The organism is Methylobacterium isbiliense (assembly GCF_022179325.1).
Lineage (GTDB): Bacteria > Pseudomonadota > Alphaproteobacteria > Rhizobiales > Beijerinckiaceae > Methylobacterium > Methylobacterium isbiliense.
This window is the reverse complement of sequence record NZ_BPQQ01000073.1, coordinates 1-15415: the sequence shown is the minus strand read 5'-3', so window position 1 is coordinate 15415 and position 15415 is coordinate 1. Positions and strand designations below refer to the sequence as shown.

Below are 15415 nucleotides of genomic sequence, written 5' to 3'. Positions count from 1 at the left end.
ATGCGGAACACCGCACACACCAGTGGCGCGCTTCCATCCCTGCCAAAGTGCCGCTCTCCCCGGCTCATGCAGCCTGAGGCATGCGGCCCTCAAGCGCGTCGATTGCTCGTTCGAGGGCCGCGAAGGCTACCTCGTCGAAGGCCTTGTCGAGATCCCGGCGCATGAGCGCGAGGGCCTGCGGGATTGGCATCGCCGCGCGGTAAGGCCGGTTCGCCGTCAAAGCGTCAAAGACATCGGCGACCGATACGATGCGCGTCTCTGGCTCGATCTCGTGCCTGCGGAGCCCGCGAGGGTAGCCTGTCCCATCCAGTCGCTCGTGATGGGCACCGCCGATGCGCGCCATCTCCCGGAATGCGGCCACCCGCGCCAGGATGCTCTCGGACAGTGCGGCGTGGTTGCGCATATCGCGCCACTCGGCCTCGTCGAGCTTGCCGTTCTTGTCGAGGATCGTATTCGATACGCCGAGCTTGCCGATGTCGTGCAGGAGGGCGGCCCGTCTCAGCCAGCGTCGCCGCTCGGCGCTGTAGCCGAGTTCGGCGGCGATCATGTCCGCGTAGACCGCGACGCGCTCGGAATGCCCAGAGGTGAAGGGGCTCTTCGCGTCGATCACCTGCGCGAAGGCTCGGGCGATGTCGTCGAGGTAGTCGTCGTCGACCACGATCGTGCCACGCGCTGGCTCAAGCGCGGCGACCTTCTCGCCGATCGTCTCGGACGCGAGCATCTCCCAGAAGCCTGGCTCTCGGGTCGCACGCTCCAGGCACTCGACCACCTCCGGATCGAACCACGTCCCGGCGCGGTGCCGAGCCTCCGCCAGGGCGGCCTCGGGTCCGGCGCTGGTGTGGAACACGTCCACGACTTGCGCCAGGAGCGCGACCCGTGCGTAGAGCGGAATCGCCGCTCCGGCGCGACGGTCCGGTCGGCCTTTGCCGTTCCAGTGCTCGTCTAGGGCGTGGATGGCATCGCAGATTGCAAGCGGGAAGCGGAGGCGTGCGGCGATCTCGGCCCCTCGCTGGCAACGCGTCTGTATTAGGTCGTCGACGATCTCGCCACCATTCTGAAGGATATTGAGGATCGCTTTGAAGCGCTCGGCTAGGCCTGCCTTAAGCCCCGTATGGGAGAACACGAAGCCCAACACCTTTGGTAGGCTGTCGCTCACCGTCTTGAAGTCGCGCTTGAAGCCGAGATCATCGGACAAGTAGAGCTCGCAGATTCTCGCCGCATTGCTGGAACAGCCAAGATCTTTAAGCATCACGGTATAATATAGTTCCCAAAGCTGCGGCTCCGACAGCCCCAAGTGCCGGCCGACCTGCATGCCGATCCAGGTCGCCCGCACGCAGTGCCCCGCTGGCTGACCCTCGGTCAGATCGAGCGCGTGACTCAATGCGCCGAGTAGCTCCGAGAGCCTGATGCCGCTCTGCGGCGCCTGCCTGTGCGTGACGAGATCAGGCGACATCTTCGGCCTGCTGAAAAGGAACACTTGCAGCCTGACACCTCTGCCCAACGAGATCACTAATAACAACAATGAAGTTGGATTGGTGGTTAAAGACCTTAGTGGACCGGCGACGATGAGGCACAGCGCGCCCAGTCCGCTCACGCCTAGGAGAGGACTGGGTGAACGATCGCCGGCGAAAACGGCACGGACATCAACCCCGGAGAAGGTCCACGGAGCTTCTGAGGCGAATTAGAGAGCAACCTGCACGCAGACGCACAACAAAGTTGTTTAGCAATATGCCGCCGATCCGCGGCAGTTACCCCTCCGACGGCCGGTGGTGCTGCGAATTATCATGTAGAATTGTCCGCCAAGGAGAGGGTGCTTCCTGAGTTTGCACCAACCCCGGCGAGGACCCTTCTCTCCTACGAACCACAAGCCCGGGTCTCACCTCCTGAATAGGTCGGGGTGCCTTGCGCGAAGAGCAAGTGCCAAAGTCAGCGTCTTCAGGTCGGTCAGCCCGCCGCGATCCATCATGCCGGCCAGATCGTCCAGTGCCATCTCCACGACTTTGATGTTCTCGTGCTCTCCCTCTGCTCCCCCTCCCCCGCTAGTTCGATCCTCACTCCGATAGGCAGCGAGGAAGAGGTGGATCCGTTCCGTCGAGATGCCGGCACACGAGTAGGTTGTCCCAACCGGCTCCAACTCGTGCAGCCGAAGCCCCACTTCCTCCAGCACCTCGCGCCGGGCGTTCTCCTCAGGTGCGCCCTCTTCGATTAGGCCGGCAGGCGCTTCCAACTGCGTTTGTGCACCTTCGACGTAGAGGGCTGGCACGCGCAGTTCCCGCACGAGCGCAGCCACACGCCGGTCGGGATCGTAGGGCAGCACGCCGACCGAGTTGCCGTGATCCTCAAGCTCTCGATCGACCTCCGAGCCGTCGGCAAGCCGGACCTTCGCGATCCCAAACCGGCTCCAGCCCTCGTGCACGAAGCGGACGTCCAGGATCTTGGCGTTCACATCGACCTCCGGCTCAATGATCCGTTTGCGGCGAGAGCGCGGCTGCGGGCCTGCTCCGCGACAGAACCGGCAAAGGCAGCGGAATGTTGCGCACCTATCCGTGCGTGCCGGCGCAGCCGGCACCGGCCCAGCACTCGCCCGCCAAGGGGGTGATCAAGGCATCTATCGCTGTAGAGATGGCTCCGAGATCAGCGTGGCTGCTTGGCGCACTTGCGAGACGAGATCCGTTAGGGTCAGGCGGCGCACCGTTGAGATCCGCCAGCTTGAAAATTGAAGATTCGCCGCTGATGGACTTAAACATGCGACAAATCCCTTTATTGGCACCCTGCCCTAATTCTAGCCTACTCCTCTTGGCATAGGGCTTGACGCTACCTGGTTCAGCGTGCTTGCCTCTTTACAAAAGAGGGGCGCTCGTTGCAGCTCGATCACGTCAACATTCACGTCTACGACCTCGCCGCGGCGCGCGATTTTCTCGTGCAGCTGCTGGGCGTCGAGGTTGGATGGCGGCCATCGTTCAAGGTGCCCGGCGACTGGCTGTATCTCGACGGCCGTGCGGTCATCCACACTTGGCTCAAGAGCCAAGAGCGAGGCCTGGGATGGGTCGACCACATAGCGTTCGGCCCATGTGGCGATCCCGACGCGAAGCGCGCCGAACTGCAACGGCTCGGCTACTCGTTTACCGAGTCCGAACTTGTCGATACCGATATTATTCAATTCGTCGTCTATGGTCCCGAAGGCATGAAGATTGAGATGCAGTGTCGACGCGGCACGTAGCCAATATATAACACCCCAGCATTGAGTAAATATTTGCTCCTCGGTCCGCCTGCAGGGCTGCCAATTGGTTCACCGCTGGAGAACCCGTCTGAGCCGGCTCCTGCTGCACCCCGGGCGCTAGCCCGTTCTGCGGTCACCCGTGCTCACCCAAAACTGTGTGTCGCCGGGAGCCGAGCCGCCTTCACCTTGTAGCGTGCCTAGTCCACCGGGCTGATCCTGCAGCGTTGATTGATCACTCACCTCGCTCGTGCCGGGCGATGGCGTCGAGGATCAGTTCCCGGTGCACCTGCCACTGCTCAAGCGTCTCGCGCATTAACTCGAGGAGCCGCTTGGCCTCTGTCGTGTCGTGCCCGGCAGCCGTGCCTGCTTGTATGCGGACGACCAGTTCGTTGATGCGCTGCGCACCCTCGGCGATGTCGCGATCTGCCTTGGCTAGGTGCTCCCGCTCGCGATCGATGTTTGGCATCAGGGAAGCCTGGACGCGCCTATTACATGGGATAACGAGGCTCCAGACCCGGTGCTCCTCAGCCGCGTCCATCACGATGAGCCGGAACCATGAAGCCGCTCTGCCGGGAACACGCGGACCCGGCCGGTGTTGACCGCGTGCAGTCGAGTATTGGTTCTCCGTAAGACCAGGCGCCCGGTGAGGTCCCATCCCCTGCCGGGCGCTCTGCTGTCGGGCGCATGAGGTAGTCCGGGAACACACTGCCGTGCCGCGCATTCCCGGACCGTCACCTCGGCCTGTCGGGCTCGCCCCTCACTCGGCCGAACGTCACCGGCGGGTCGGGCGCGCTCAGCGTGGCAGCAGTGACGTGCCCGATCCGTCTTGGGATTAACCTGCGACATACACAGAAGTTCGCTCGCCGGACTACTTGGCGGTCCGCGCCTCCTCGGCGACGCAGTGCTGCTGTCCCAGGTGAATGCGGCGAGCCGACCAGCCCGGACATCGAAGTGCTAGCTCAGATCGCACCCCACGTGGGCTATGTCTTCTGTGCTCACGAAGATCCGGACCCTGTCCTTGGCGAGCTGGATGCCTACAGGGAAGCGTAGGAGCTCTACTGGCGCCCTTCGCGCCGCTGCCTGCTGTAACCCACCGGGCAGAAAGCCGCGCTGTCCTACGAGCTCTTGAGCGTTTCGCGCAAGCGCGAATGCGCGTAAGCCAGAACTCGCGCTGCTCTCAAGCAGGTGCAGCTCGCCGCTCTCGCCATAGAGCGCCCACGAGTAGCAGGTTGATCACTGCCAAGCCGGCCAGCACGGTGAGCGTGACGTGTGCCCCTCCCTCAGCGAGGACGACGGCACCCAGCGACGGGGCGAGAGCCTGGGCGACGAGGTTCGGCAGCGCCAGCCGGCCGAGCAGCGGCGCGTAGCGCACCGGCCCGAACAGGGCGAGCGGCAGGGTGCCCCGCGCGATCGAGTAGATGCCGTTGCCCGCCCCGTAGAGCACCAGCGCGACGGCGAGGATCGGGAACCCGGCCCACAGGAGCACGAGCCCCAGTGCGATCAGGCCCATCGCTGCTGACAGCGTCCAGATTGGATGGTGCCGGCCCTTGTTGGCCATCTCGATCACGCGTGCGGCGACCTGCGACGGTCCAACCAGCGCGCCGAGCGAGACCGCGGCCGCGAGAGACGCGCCCTGCGCCTGAAGCAGGTTCAGCAGGTGCACGGAGACGATCGCCGTCGTGGCTCCGCCCAAGGTCAGGATGCCGGCGAGGAGCAGGAACGCCCGACGCTCACGCCCCGTGAGTGGTTCAGGTCCGACTGAGCTAGACCCGAGATCGGACGTCGGCAGCGGCGGTGAGTCAGGGAGAACGAGCAGGACCAGCGGCAGAGCCACGACCAGCAGCAGGCCGGCGTAGGCGACGCAGGTGCCGCGCCAGCCCAGGTGCTCGACCAGGAAGGCCGAGAGCGGCCAACAGACCGTGCTGGCGAAGCCGCCCCAGAGGGTTAGCGTGGTGATCGCTGGTCGAGCGCTAGCGCCGTAGAGGCGGCCGAGCGTGGCGAAGGCGGCGTCGTAGAGCCCGGCTCCCATGCCGGCGCCGAGCACCAGCCAACCGAGGAAGAACACCTGCAGCGCCGGCGCGAGACCGATCACCACGAGCCCGAGCGCCAGGACGACGGTAGCAAGCGCGAGGACCGGCCGGCCTCCGTAGTGCCCAATCGCGCGCCCGACCCGAGGGGAGACCAACCCGGAGACGAGCAGGCCGGCCGACAAGCTGCCGACGATCCACGGCAGCGGCCAGCCCGTGTCGGCCGCGATCGGTGGGGCGAGCACGGTCAGCAGGTAGTAGGAGGTCCCCCAGGTCAGGATCTGCACCACGCCCAGAGCGCTGATGACCGTCAGCTGGGGACGGTCTCTCATGCCGCTCGGCCGCAGCAGGACGACGTCTTCGCCTCCGGGGCAAGCGTCGGAGAACAACCACAGCCCGTGACGGTCGTAGCCTTCGCCGTCGCGTCGTCGGCGCAGCAGGCATCGACCCCGGACGGTGCCGGACCGCCGCAGCACCCGCCTGAGCCGCTCTCGGCGCCGCGTGAGGTCGAGCAGACGCCGGTCTCGGGGAGGACCAGCTGCACGGCATCAGCCGCGACCAGATCTCCGGCCAGGGCTGCTGCGATCGAGCGGACCTGCTCGTAGCCGGTCATCATCAGGAAGGTCGGGGCCCGCCCGTAGCTCTTGATCCCGGCGGTGTAGAAGCCCGGCTCCGGGTGTGCCAGCTCTCGGTGACCGTGCGGCGGGACCGAGCCGCAGGAGTGCAGGTTCGGGTCGATCAGCGGGCCGAGCGCGCGCACGCTCTCCAGCCAGGGATCGAGCTCCAGGCGCAGCTCGCGCGTCAGAGACAGGTCCGGCCGCTGCCCTGTAGCGGTCACGATGCGGTCGACCGGGCCGAGAGTGCGCGATCCGCACGCCGTCTCACCCTCGACCAAGAGACCCACATCCTCCCTGCGCACTGCCGTGACCGCGAACCCCGGCGCCAGGCGCACCCGGCCACTCTCGACCAGCGCCTGGAGGCGAAGACCAAGATCACCGCGCGCGGCCAACTGGTCAGCCGCCCCGCCGCCGTAGACGCGAGACAGGTCCGTGCCGCGGGTGGCCCAGAGCAGGCTGGTGCCCTCGACATCATCGGCCAGCTGCGCGAGCTCGAGGAGCACGTTGGCGGCTGAGTGGCCGGCACCAACGACCAGCGTGGTCTGTCCGGCGTAGGTGTCTCGATCGCGACCCAGGACGTCCGGAATGCCGGTGACGATCCGGTTCGCCAAGGCGACCTCGCCTTCAGCTGGCAGACCGCTCGCCCCCAGCGGATTGGGCGTCGACCAAGTGCCGGAGACGTCGATCACCGCGCGGGCCAGGTCGCGCCGGGTGCGCCCATCCTTCTCCCGAACCGTGAGCACGAAGGGCCTGTTCTCACGGCCACGGCTGCCGACCTTGTCGACGCCGAGGCGGCCGAGCGCCACGACCCGTTCGCCCGTTGCGATCACAGATGCCAGCGCAGGCGTTGCGGCGAGCGGAGCCAGGTAGCGGTCCACCAGCTCATACCCGGTCGGATAGCCCTTCTCGGGCGGTGCTTGCCAGCCCTGCGCCTCCAGGAGCGCCCGCGCCGCCGGATCGATGTTGAACTCCCAGGGTGAGAACAGCTGCACGTGCCCCCAGGCGCGCACGTTGGCGGCGATCGTGTCACCGCTCTCATAGACCGTCACGGGCAGATCATGCGCGACCAAGTGGGCGGCAGCCGCCAAGCCAACCGGGCCGGCGCCGATCACCGCGACCGGCAGTGAAGCAGTGCTCTGGCTCATGGTCTCCTCCGTTGCTTCCGGAATTACCGAATTAAGAGGCAACAGAATCAGGCTGCGTCGTTGCGAGTAGTGCATCCGGCGTCGGCGCAGCACTCGTCCGCCAGGAAGCCGACCAAGGCATCCATCGCCGGATAGACCGCCCGACAGATCAGCGTGGTTGCTTGGCGTTCCTGCGAGACCAGGCCGGTCAGGATCAGCCGGCGCAAATGGTGTGAGAGCGTTGACGCCGCGGCGATGCCGACGCGCTCCTGCAGTTGGCGCACCGGCAGGCCAGCGTGCCCGGCGCGCACGAGCGCGCGGTAGACCTGCAGGCGGGTCGGGTTGCCGAGGGCCTCGAGCTGCTTGGCGGCTTGTTCGACGTTCATCGAAGTAAGCTGACCCGACGGGCACCGCGAGTCAAGACGTCGTTCGATGATCCTCGAAATACGTGGTTCGTCATCGCTCGTGCGCGAGTGTCGCTTCGGGTCGAGCAGCCGCTCGCCCGGTCAGGAGCCAGTGTATGACGACCATGCCCACGAGCGCGCCGGCGAGCTGCGCCACGATGAAGGGCAAGACGTGGTTCGGCGCGATCCCTGCGAAAGTGTCCGTCAGGGCGCGGGCGATCGTCACCGCCGGGTTCGCGAACGAGGTCGAGGCTGTGAACCAGTAGGCGGCCGTGATGTAGAGGCCGACCGCGACGGGGACGGCCTCGATCCGAAAGCGCGCCACGGACAGGATCGTCATCAGCAGGCCGAACGTGGCGACGAACTCCGCGAACCATTGCGCCGGCCCGGTGCGCAGCTTCCCCGCGAGCTGGAAGAGCGGCAGATCGAACATGCCGTGCGCCGCGAGCGTGCCCAGGCAGCCCCCCACGACCTGGGCCAGCACGTAGATCCAGGCGTCGCGCCACGAGAGGGCGCGCGTCAGGCCCATGACGAGCGAGACTGCCGGGTTGAAGTGCGCGCCAGAAATCGGGCCGAGCGCCAGGATCAGCACGACCAGGATGGCCCCTGTCGGGATCGTGTTGCCGAGGAGCGCGATCGCCACGTTCCCGCCGGCAAGGCGCTCGGCCATGATGCCGGAGCCCACGACCGTGGCCACAAGGAACCCGGTGCCGAGGGCTTCGCCGGCGACCCGCTGGCCGATCGAGGAGGACGTGGTCATGCGCTGGCAACCCGCCGGCCGTGCTCGTCGATAACGCGCTCGCCGTCCTCCTTGATGAACTCGCCCTGCTGTTCCGGCAGCAGGTCCAGGACGGCCTCGGAGGGCCGGCACAGACGCACGCCCTTCGGGCTCACCACCAGCGGCCGGTTCAGCAGGATCGGATGCGCCTCAATCGCGTCGAGGAGCTGCTCGTTCGTGAAGGCCGGATCACCGAGGCCGAGTTCGGCGTAGGGCGTGCCCTTCTCGCGCAGCACGTCCCGAACGCTCAGGCCCGCGCGGGCGAGCAGCTGCGTGAGCAGCGCCCGCGTGGGCGGCGTCTTGAGATAATCGATGACGTGCGGCTCGATGCCGGCGTTGAGGATCATCGCCAGGGTGTTGCGCGAGGTGCCGCAGGCTGGATTGTGGTAGATGATGACGTCCATCACGCGACCTCCGGCCGGGGCGACGTAGCCCCTTCCTGCTGGCCAATCTCGCGGACCTTCGCGGTCAGCGCGAACTCGTCCAGGCTGGCGATCGGCAGGGCGATGAACGCCGCGATGCGGTTCTTGAGGTAACGCTGCGCCTGGCGGAAGGCCGCCGCCTTCACGTAGTCCAGGCCCTCAATCGCGGCGGGATCCTCAATGCCCCAATGCGCGGTGACCGGCTGGCCCGGCCAGTAGGGGCAGGCCTCGCCGGCCGCGTTGTCACAGACCGTGAACACGAAATCCATCACCGGGGCGTCCGGCCTGGCGAACTCGTCCCAGGACTTCGAGCGCAGGCCGGCCGTGGGGTAGTCGCTTTCCTCGAGCGCCTGTAGGGCGAGTGGATGGGGCTGGCCCTTGGGCCGGCTGCCGGCGGAAAACGCCCGGAAGCGCCCCTGCCCGTCCTTGTTGAGCATGGCTTCCGCCAGGATCGAACGGGCCGAGTTGCCGGTGCAGAGGAACAGCACGTTGTAGACGCGATCAGGCATGGGCGGTGTCTCCGGTGGGGCAAGCGCAGGCGGCGAGCGCGGCGACGGCAGGGGTGCACACTTCCGGGTGGCCCTGGCAGCAGTCGCGCATCAGGAACTGGACCAGGTCGGACAGGCCTGTGTAGGCGGCGCTGTAGATCACCGACTTGCCGTCGCGCCGGGACGCGATCAACCCGGCGTGGGAAAGCTCCTTCAGGTGGAAGGAGAGGGTGTTGCCAGCGATGCCGATGGTGTCCGCCAGCACGCCAGCCGCAAGGCCGTCCGGGCCGGCGGTGACCAGAGCCTGCACTGCGCGCAGGCGGTGTTCCTGACCGAGGGCCGCGAAGGCCGCGAGGGCTTGTCGTTCGTCCATGAATGCGCCAATGTATCAACGTTTGTTGAAACGTAGATAAAAGTGCGCTCGTGGACAAGCCCCTATCTTCTTCCCCCTCGGCCCGTGATGGCTTCCCGAACCTGAGCGAGGCGCACTTTGTGGCGCCGGCCAGCGAGCAGCTGCAGGTGGCGCAGCCGTTCACCCACGACCCGCGCTTCCTGATCCTCTACGGCTCGCTGCGCGAGCGCTCATTCAGCCGTTTCCTGGCCTATGAGGCCGCGCGCCTGCTCGAAGCGATGGGCGGCGAGGTGCGGATCTTCCACGCGGACGGGCTGCCGCTGCCCGACGACACGACGGCCGACCATCCGAAGGTGCAGGAGCTACGCAGCCTCTCGCTCTGGTCTGAGGGGCATGTATGGGTGTCGCCAGAGCGGCACGGCAATCTCACGGGTGTGATGAAAAGCCAGATCGACTGGCTGCCCCTGAGCGAGGGCTCCGTGCGGCCGACGCAGGGGCGCACTTTAGCCGTCATGCAGGTGTCCGGCGGCTCGCAAAGCTTCAACGCGGTGAACTCGTTGCGCATCCTCGGGCGCTGGATGCGGATGATCACGATCCCGAATCAGTCCTCGGTGCCGATGGCCTACAAGGAGTTTAATGACGCCGGCCGCATGAAGCCGGGACCGCTCTACGACCGCGTGGTCGACGTCTGCGAGGAGGTGATGAAGTTCACGCTCCTGACCCGCGAGCGGGCCGACTACCTCGTCGACCGCTACAGCGAGAGGAAGGAGCGCGAGCCGGACAGGTTCAAGGTCGTAGCCGCCGACATCGGCTTCGTGAAGCGGTGAGCGTGCCCTCGATCGACCCTTCACAATTCAAAACGGTCGATTGAGGTGGCCGAAGGCCGTTGCGGCTGGCACGCCGGCTATGACGGACATGAGCACCACGACCAAGCCGCGCATGCTCACCACCCCTGACAATCATCACCAGTGAACCACATCAATTGCAGGACAGTTTGCCCGCCCGTAGGAGGACGCCATGAAGACGTTGATCGCCACCTCAACTGTTCTGATGCTGCTGAGCGCCGCCCCGTCCCTGGCCATGAGCTGCTGCAGCGGCGGTAAGGGCAAGATGATGTGCGGTAAGGGAAGTATGGCGATGAACCACGCCGGTATGCGAGGCAAGAAGGGCGGCTGCTGCTGTGAGGGCATGTCCGGCAACATGAGCCGCCGGAGCTGACGCCTTCTTTCCTTCGCTAGGAACGCCTGCGATGAGCCCTCGATGCGCAACAACTCGCCGCGGTGTCCTGGGCGGATTGAGCAGCCTGATGCTGGCCGCTGCCGCTCCCCTCCGCGCCGCCCCTGAAAGTCGTCTGCCAACGGTGGCGGTCACCAAGGACTCGAACTGCGAGTGTTGCGAGGCCTGGGTGGCACACCTAAGGGCCACCGGCTTCCCGGTCGAGATCACCACCGGCCCGGTCGCGCCGCTGAAGGCCAAGCTAGGTGTTCCGCGCGAGCTGGCGTCCTGTCACACGGCGCAGGTCGCCGGCTACGTGGTCGAGGGCCACGTGCCGGCCGACACGATCGTGCGGCTGCTGGCCGAGAAGCCTGCCGCCGTCGGTCTTGCTGTGCCAGGCATGCCAGTCGGCTCGCCGGGCATGGAAGTTCCTGGCACGGAGCCGGACACCTACGACGTAGTGCTGTTCGGCCCGACCGGTCAGCGCACCTTCGCTCGCTACCGAGGAGCGACATTGCTGTGATCCTGGCCGTGTAGGCCGATCAGAGCGACGTTGAGCCCAGGCGGTCCATGGGGCGCTGAACTGCTCCGTCGCACATCACGACGGTGCGGCGGATTGAGCCGGAAGCGGGCGTCGCAATTCAAAACGATCGTATAGCGCCGGTGTGCGCCAGGTTAGATCGGTCGAGAACAGCACTTCACTGACAGGCAGGAAAAGTCCTTGCAGGTCCTTCAGCGGGGTCCTTCGATGCAGGCCTTCTGGAGGACAGAGAGTAAGCGATGGCGACAATCAGAAAACTCCGCGGGCGCTGGCAGGCAGCCGTGCGCCGCAAAGGCCTTGCACCGCGCGCGAAGAGCTTCGACACCAAGGCTGAGGCCGAGCGCTGGGCGCGCAATCTCGAGTCCGAGCTCGACCGATCGGGCACGCTTCCTGACACCCGTCCGGCAGAGAAGACGACCCTCGCTCAGATCCTCACGCGATACCGCGACGAGATCTCGCCCGGGAAGCGCAGCTCGGTCTCGGAGATCTCGCGCATCACCGCCATCCTGCGCCGACCGATCTGCTTCCGGACCCTCGCCCTACTCTCGACCGCAGACCTCGCCGCTTACCGAGACGAGCGGCTCAAGGCCGTCGCGCCCGCGACCGTCGTCCGGGAGTTGAACACGATCAGCCATGCGATCGACACGGCACGGCGTGAGTGGGGCGTCCACCTCGCCCAGAACCCGTGCAAGCTCGTTAGGCGCCCTGCCCTACCGCGAGGCCGCACGCGCCGGCTTGAGGGTAACGAAGAGCAGATTCTGCTTGCCGCAGCCGATGCTGGGCGCGTGCGCTATCTCCGGCCGCTGATCGTGCTCGCCATCGAGACCGGCATGAGGCGCGGCGAGCTGCTGTCACTGCGCTGGGAGCATGTTGACCTCGAGCAGCGGGTCGCGCACCTGCCAATGACGAAGAACGGCACCACCCGCGACGTGCCGCTCTCGACGCGCGCTGTGGAGACGCTGAGAGGCCTCCAGACCGGCGAGAGCGCGATGGTGTTCTCGGTGGCCCCAAACGCGGTGCGGCTCGCCTGGGAGCGCCTGACGCGTCGCGTCGGGCTCGAGGATCTGCATCTGCACGATCTCCGCCGTGAGGCGGTCTCGCGCTTGTTCGAGAAGGGGTTCAACGTCGCCGAGGTCGCGACGATCTCGGGACACAGGGAGCTGCGCATGTTGCAGCGCTGTACGCACCTCCGAGCAGCGGATCTCGCGGCCAAACTGGGCTAGCTGATATATGCCTTTGGCCATGCTCCTGGCGCATCAATTTTGATTGATCACCTCTACTAAACAGGCTGAAGAGGCAGATGTTTACCTACAATTCATTCGGATTGCCGCACATTTATGATCAGTAATTATTGATCATCCAAAGGCGGCTAGCTGGTTGCCGAAATTTTTAATTCTTCGGGAATCGGGAACATACTGCTAACGCCCGCATTGTGCTCACACCCCCCATATCTCGGACTGTAAGGCGCTGACATAACCTTGGAGAGCGGAGCCTATCGAGTGCAGGTGTGACTCTAATCGGCGTCATGCTCAAACGCTGAGCTGCGCGGACTATCAAGCGTATCAGCTGCCTCTAGTTAACAACCGCAGCAATGACGAATGGGCATTCTAATGATCGAGCCATGCAATGGAAATGATAAGTCTCTGCCAGAGTTGATTTCAGAAGTTGAGGAAAGGATGATCGAAATTGATGTGACCGAGGATATCGTGCTAGATAACGACGAGATCAGATCTCGAGAACTTGTAGACAAGCTAAATAAACTGCAGAGCGTGCTTGACGAAGTCGTCATTCACGTGAATACGCTACGAAATGATGCTATTATTTTAGATGTCGCGCATCCAGATATATCGTCTCTATTGATTTCCCTCTCGATCGAGCTATCTGGCGTCAAATTGAGAATGATTGTCAAGTTGCTTCAGGAAATCGAGAAATCGGCTCCAACGCCTGATTTTATCAAGTTCAAGAGAAAAACTCAGTATCATCGCATCTGGAATGAAAAATCAGCTCGAGCATTGGCTCGCGAAAGTTGGTCGTTGGCTATAGAGAAGCAAGCAGAGGCACGCATTAGAGCGGCTTCGAGCAGGAAAAAACCAAAGAAGAGGGGCGTGCTTATGCAAAAAAGTTAGTTAATTTCAGATCACTAATGCCAAGATGATGAACATGGGGTGCCTTCTACGGCCTGCAATCGCTTGAACCACCTGATGCGGTGAGCGTTTCGCCTATCTTGAGCGAGGAGGAGCGATGCTGTCGGACGCGCAATGGGCCGAGTTAGAGCCACTCGTTGAGGCATGTCGGCCGAAGGGCAAGACGCCGCCTTAGGATCTGCGCCTCACCATCTCGGCCATTCTCTAGCAGCATCAGAATGGAGCCAAGTGGTGCGCTGTGCAGCCGAACTCGGACCGTGGTGGCGTGCCGCCCAGATCGTCATCCGGTGGGCGCGGGCCGGCGTCTGGGAGCGGCTCCTCAGCCTTGTGCAAGAACGCGGCGTGCAGCTCGGCATGGTGTTTCTCGCCGCCACCAGCGTGCGCGCTCACCAAAACGCGGCCGGGGCTGCGCGAAGGGGGGATCTCAAGCTGAGCGAGATCATCGTGAGGCGCTTGGCCGCTCGCGTGGCGGATATGGGACCAAGGCTTGCGTGATTACCGATGGCGCTGGTCGCGCCATCGCTCTCCGGATCGCGCCCGGACAGGCGCATGAGCTACTCCAGGCCATCCCGCTGCTCGATCAACGGCCCGGCGTGCCGACGTGGGCGGTGGGCGACCGGGGCTCCACAGCCATCGCTCCCGCGAGCAGATCTGGGGCATGGGCGCACGGCCTGCGATCCTGCCGCAGCCGCATGAGGCGCCCATCGCCTGTCCAGCGTGGATCAACAACAGCCTTCACCGGGTCGAGCGACTCTGGGCTCGGTTGAAGGAGTGGCGTGCTGTCGCGACCCGCTACGAGAAGGCCGCTTCCAGCTTCGCCGGTGTCCTCAGCCTGGCCGCCGCACTCGACTGGCTCAAGTCACAACAGGCCGTAGGATCTCAACGATGGTAGAAAATAGAAAGCCTCTCAAGCAGAGAATCGATTTGCTCCGAGGAGCAAAGCATCCATCGGTTCGACTATACGTCGAACAATACGATAGAAAACAGGCATTAAGCGAACAGCGAACCGCTCAGGCTGCTGTCGAAAAGAGACGAGCAAAACGTGCAGCAGAAAACGCATTGCCGAGCGCGAAGGTGGATATAGAGGCTGAAAAGCGCCTTAAAAGACTCACCGCAGCAACAAGAATGGTTCGGGGTGACAGCGTGCTTGCGCAGCTATACGGCCGGGAGAGCGAGATCACGCTTTTCTGGAAAGCAATGCAGCTGGCGCAGCTCGATCTCGGCCGGCACCCAACCGATGCCGAAGTCGGGCTCCTGTTCGCCCAGCTACAAGGCCAGCCTGGCACCTGCAACAAGCATCAGGCTCGATCGCGTCGACTGGTTGTGGCCAAGCTTGAGACCCGGCCGGCGGTGTGGGGCTCGTTCGTGGCCGCGTGACCCTTCAAAGCCGCCGGCGCGTGACCCTGTTTCTCTATCTCTCTGACACAGATCAGAAATTCATCGCCGGAGGGTGGCGGGCTTTTCCCTAGTAGTAATAGGTATGTTTAACTAAGCAGTTTACTTAACGCGCTGCGCGCGTGGGCTGGCTTCGGGTCGCTTCGCTCCCCGGCCAGCCCGGACGACCGGTGCTGGAACAGAGAGGAACGGAGAAGATGAGGAGGCGTAGGCCATCTCACTGGATCCTCCGGCCTCGCGGGCTCCGCCCGCTCGTCCGCGGCATGAATGGCTTCCGCCTTACAACTCGACAACCGTGAATGACCATACTCCCGGCCATGGACTGCTCCCGGTTGCGCTTCGCGCTCCCGAGAGCCGACGGCAACGCTCACAACGTTGCCCGGCGGCGTGCAGGCGTGCTCCGGCTCAGCGACGGGCGTGCGCTCGATGTCCTAGGGGATCCTGCGCTCGCCGGAGGGGGTGAGCCCTGGGTCCGTGACCACCCCAACACGGATCCTTCCCTCCCGACCCACCCTCCCATGAACATCCGAGCCGGCGGTAGCGCCGCGCTCGAAGGCCGCCGGCCGGCGTTTGCGCGAACGGCTACTTCACAGCTCCCGACACCGCCAAGCCGCTCAGCGACGCTCCTGGGCGATCCCAAGGGGCATCCCGGATCACAGGGCAGGTGGCTAGAGCCGTGCCCGCTCAT

The 15415-nt window shown here is 64.7% G+C and carries 17 protein-coding genes and 1 pseudogene; 8 read left to right on the top strand and 10 right to left on the bottom strand.

Going from position 1 to position 15415, the window contains the following annotated elements; translation table 11 throughout:
* Positions 1 to 64 precede the first annotated feature (64 nt).
* Positions 65 to 1453 carry an HD-GYP domain-containing protein gene (locus tag MFF61_RS26760; protein WP_238240744.1) on the bottom strand — a complete coding sequence of 463 codons (1389 nt, stop codon included), beginning with the start codon at positions 1451 to 1453 and terminating at the stop codon, positions 65 to 67.
* Between the two features lie 423 nt (positions 1454 to 1876).
* Entirely contained in the window at positions 1877 to 2446 is a 570-nt protein-coding gene (locus tag MFF61_RS26755) for an NUDIX domain-containing protein (protein WP_238240743.1), read from the bottom strand.
* Between the two features lie 414 nt (positions 2447 to 2860).
* Here MFF61_RS26755 and MFF61_RS26750 point away from each other — a divergent pair, with 414 nt between their 5' ends.
* Positions 2861 to 3220 carry a VOC family protein gene (locus MFF61_RS26750; protein WP_238240742.1) on the top strand — a complete coding sequence of 120 codons (360 nt, stop codon included), beginning with the start codon at positions 2861 to 2863 and terminating at the stop codon, positions 3218 to 3220.
* 232 nt (positions 3221 to 3452) lie between these two features.
* Here the strand turns inward: MFF61_RS26750 and MFF61_RS26745 are convergent, their stop codons facing one another.
* The 8 genes from MFF61_RS26745 to MFF61_RS26710 form a co-directional block, all read right to left on the bottom strand.
* Positions 3453 to 3686: a hypothetical protein gene (locus tag MFF61_RS26745; protein WP_238240741.1), complete on the bottom strand. Its 234-nt coding sequence runs from the start codon at positions 3684 to 3686 to the stop codon at positions 3453 to 3455.
* A 711-nt stretch (positions 3687 to 4397) separates the two neighbouring features.
* Complete coding sequence (locus MFF61_RS26740; protein WP_238240740.1) at positions 4398 to 5579, bottom strand: MFS transporter; 1182 nt, start codon at positions 5577 to 5579, stop codon at positions 4398 to 4400.
* Complete coding sequence (locus tag MFF61_RS26735) at positions 5576 to 7009, bottom strand: FAD-dependent oxidoreductase (protein ID WP_238240739.1); 1434 nt, start codon at positions 7007 to 7009, stop codon at positions 5576 to 5578. Before MFF61_RS26735 ends, MFF61_RS26740 begins: the two co-directional genes overlap by 4 nt.
* 47 nt (positions 7010 to 7056) lie before the next feature.
* On the bottom strand, positions 7057 to 7374 hold the full coding sequence (locus MFF61_RS26730; RefSeq protein WP_238240738.1) for an ArsR/SmtB family transcription factor: 318 nt from the start codon (positions 7372 to 7374) through the stop codon (positions 7057 to 7059).
* A 70-nt stretch (positions 7375 to 7444) separates the two neighbouring features.
* Positions 7445 to 8152: an aquaporin gene (locus MFF61_RS26725; protein ID WP_238240737.1), complete on the bottom strand. Its 708-nt coding sequence runs from the start codon at positions 8150 to 8152 to the stop codon at positions 7445 to 7447.
* A complete protein-coding gene (gene arsC / locus MFF61_RS26720) occupies positions 8149 to 8574 on the bottom strand; it encodes an arsenate reductase (glutaredoxin) (protein ID WP_238240736.1) in 426 nt (141 codons plus the stop codon). The genes MFF61_RS26725 and arsC overlap by 4 nt, the downstream gene beginning before the upstream one ends.
* Complete coding sequence (locus tag MFF61_RS26715) at positions 8574 to 9101, bottom strand: arsenate reductase ArsC (protein ID WP_238240735.1); 528 nt, start codon at positions 9099 to 9101, stop codon at positions 8574 to 8576. The genes arsC and MFF61_RS26715 overlap by 1 nt, the downstream gene beginning before the upstream one ends.
* On the bottom strand, positions 9094 to 9453 hold the full coding sequence (locus tag MFF61_RS26710; RefSeq protein WP_238240734.1) for an ArsR/SmtB family transcription factor: 360 nt from the start codon (positions 9451 to 9453) through the stop codon (positions 9094 to 9096). The genes MFF61_RS26715 and MFF61_RS26710 overlap by 8 nt, the downstream gene beginning before the upstream one ends.
* Before the next feature lie 50 nt (positions 9454 to 9503).
* Between MFF61_RS26710 and arsH the strand changes: the two genes are divergently transcribed.
* The 7 genes and pseudogenes from arsH to MFF61_RS26675 all read left to right on the top strand — a co-directional run bounded on the left by arsH (position 9504) and on the right by MFF61_RS26675 (position 14709).
* Entirely contained in the window at positions 9504 to 10259 is a 756-nt protein-coding gene (arsH, locus tag MFF61_RS26705) for an arsenical resistance protein ArsH (RefSeq protein ID WP_283206039.1), read from the top strand.
* A 190-nt stretch (positions 10260 to 10449) separates the two neighbouring features.
* Entirely contained in the window at positions 10450 to 10650 is a 201-nt protein-coding gene (locus MFF61_RS26700; RefSeq protein ID WP_238240733.1) for a hypothetical protein, read from the top strand.
* 31 nt (positions 10651 to 10681) lie between these two features.
* Positions 10682 to 11170: a DUF411 domain-containing protein gene (locus tag MFF61_RS26695; protein ID WP_373324805.1), complete on the top strand. Its 489-nt coding sequence runs from the start codon at positions 10682 to 10684 to the stop codon at positions 11168 to 11170.
* Between the two features lie 257 nt (positions 11171 to 11427).
* Positions 11428 to 12411: an integrase gene (locus MFF61_RS26690; RefSeq protein WP_238240731.1), complete on the top strand. Its 984-nt coding sequence runs from the start codon at positions 11428 to 11430 to the stop codon at positions 12409 to 12411.
* A gap of 453 nt (positions 12412 to 12864) precedes the next feature.
* Positions 12865 to 13314 (top strand): hypothetical protein, encoded by a 450-nt coding sequence (locus MFF61_RS26685; protein WP_238240730.1) that lies wholly within the window; start codon positions 12865 to 12867, stop codon positions 13312 to 13314.
* A 115-nt stretch (positions 13315 to 13429) separates the two neighbouring features.
* Positions 13430 to 14224: pseudogene (locus MFF61_RS26680) on the top strand (IS5 family transposase).
* Complete coding sequence (locus MFF61_RS26675) at positions 14218 to 14709, top strand: hypothetical protein (RefSeq protein ID WP_238240729.1); 492 nt, start codon at positions 14218 to 14220, stop codon at positions 14707 to 14709. The pseudogene MFF61_RS26680 and the gene MFF61_RS26675 overlap by 7 nt, the downstream one beginning before the upstream one ends.
* Positions 14710 to 15415 lie beyond the last annotated feature (706 nt).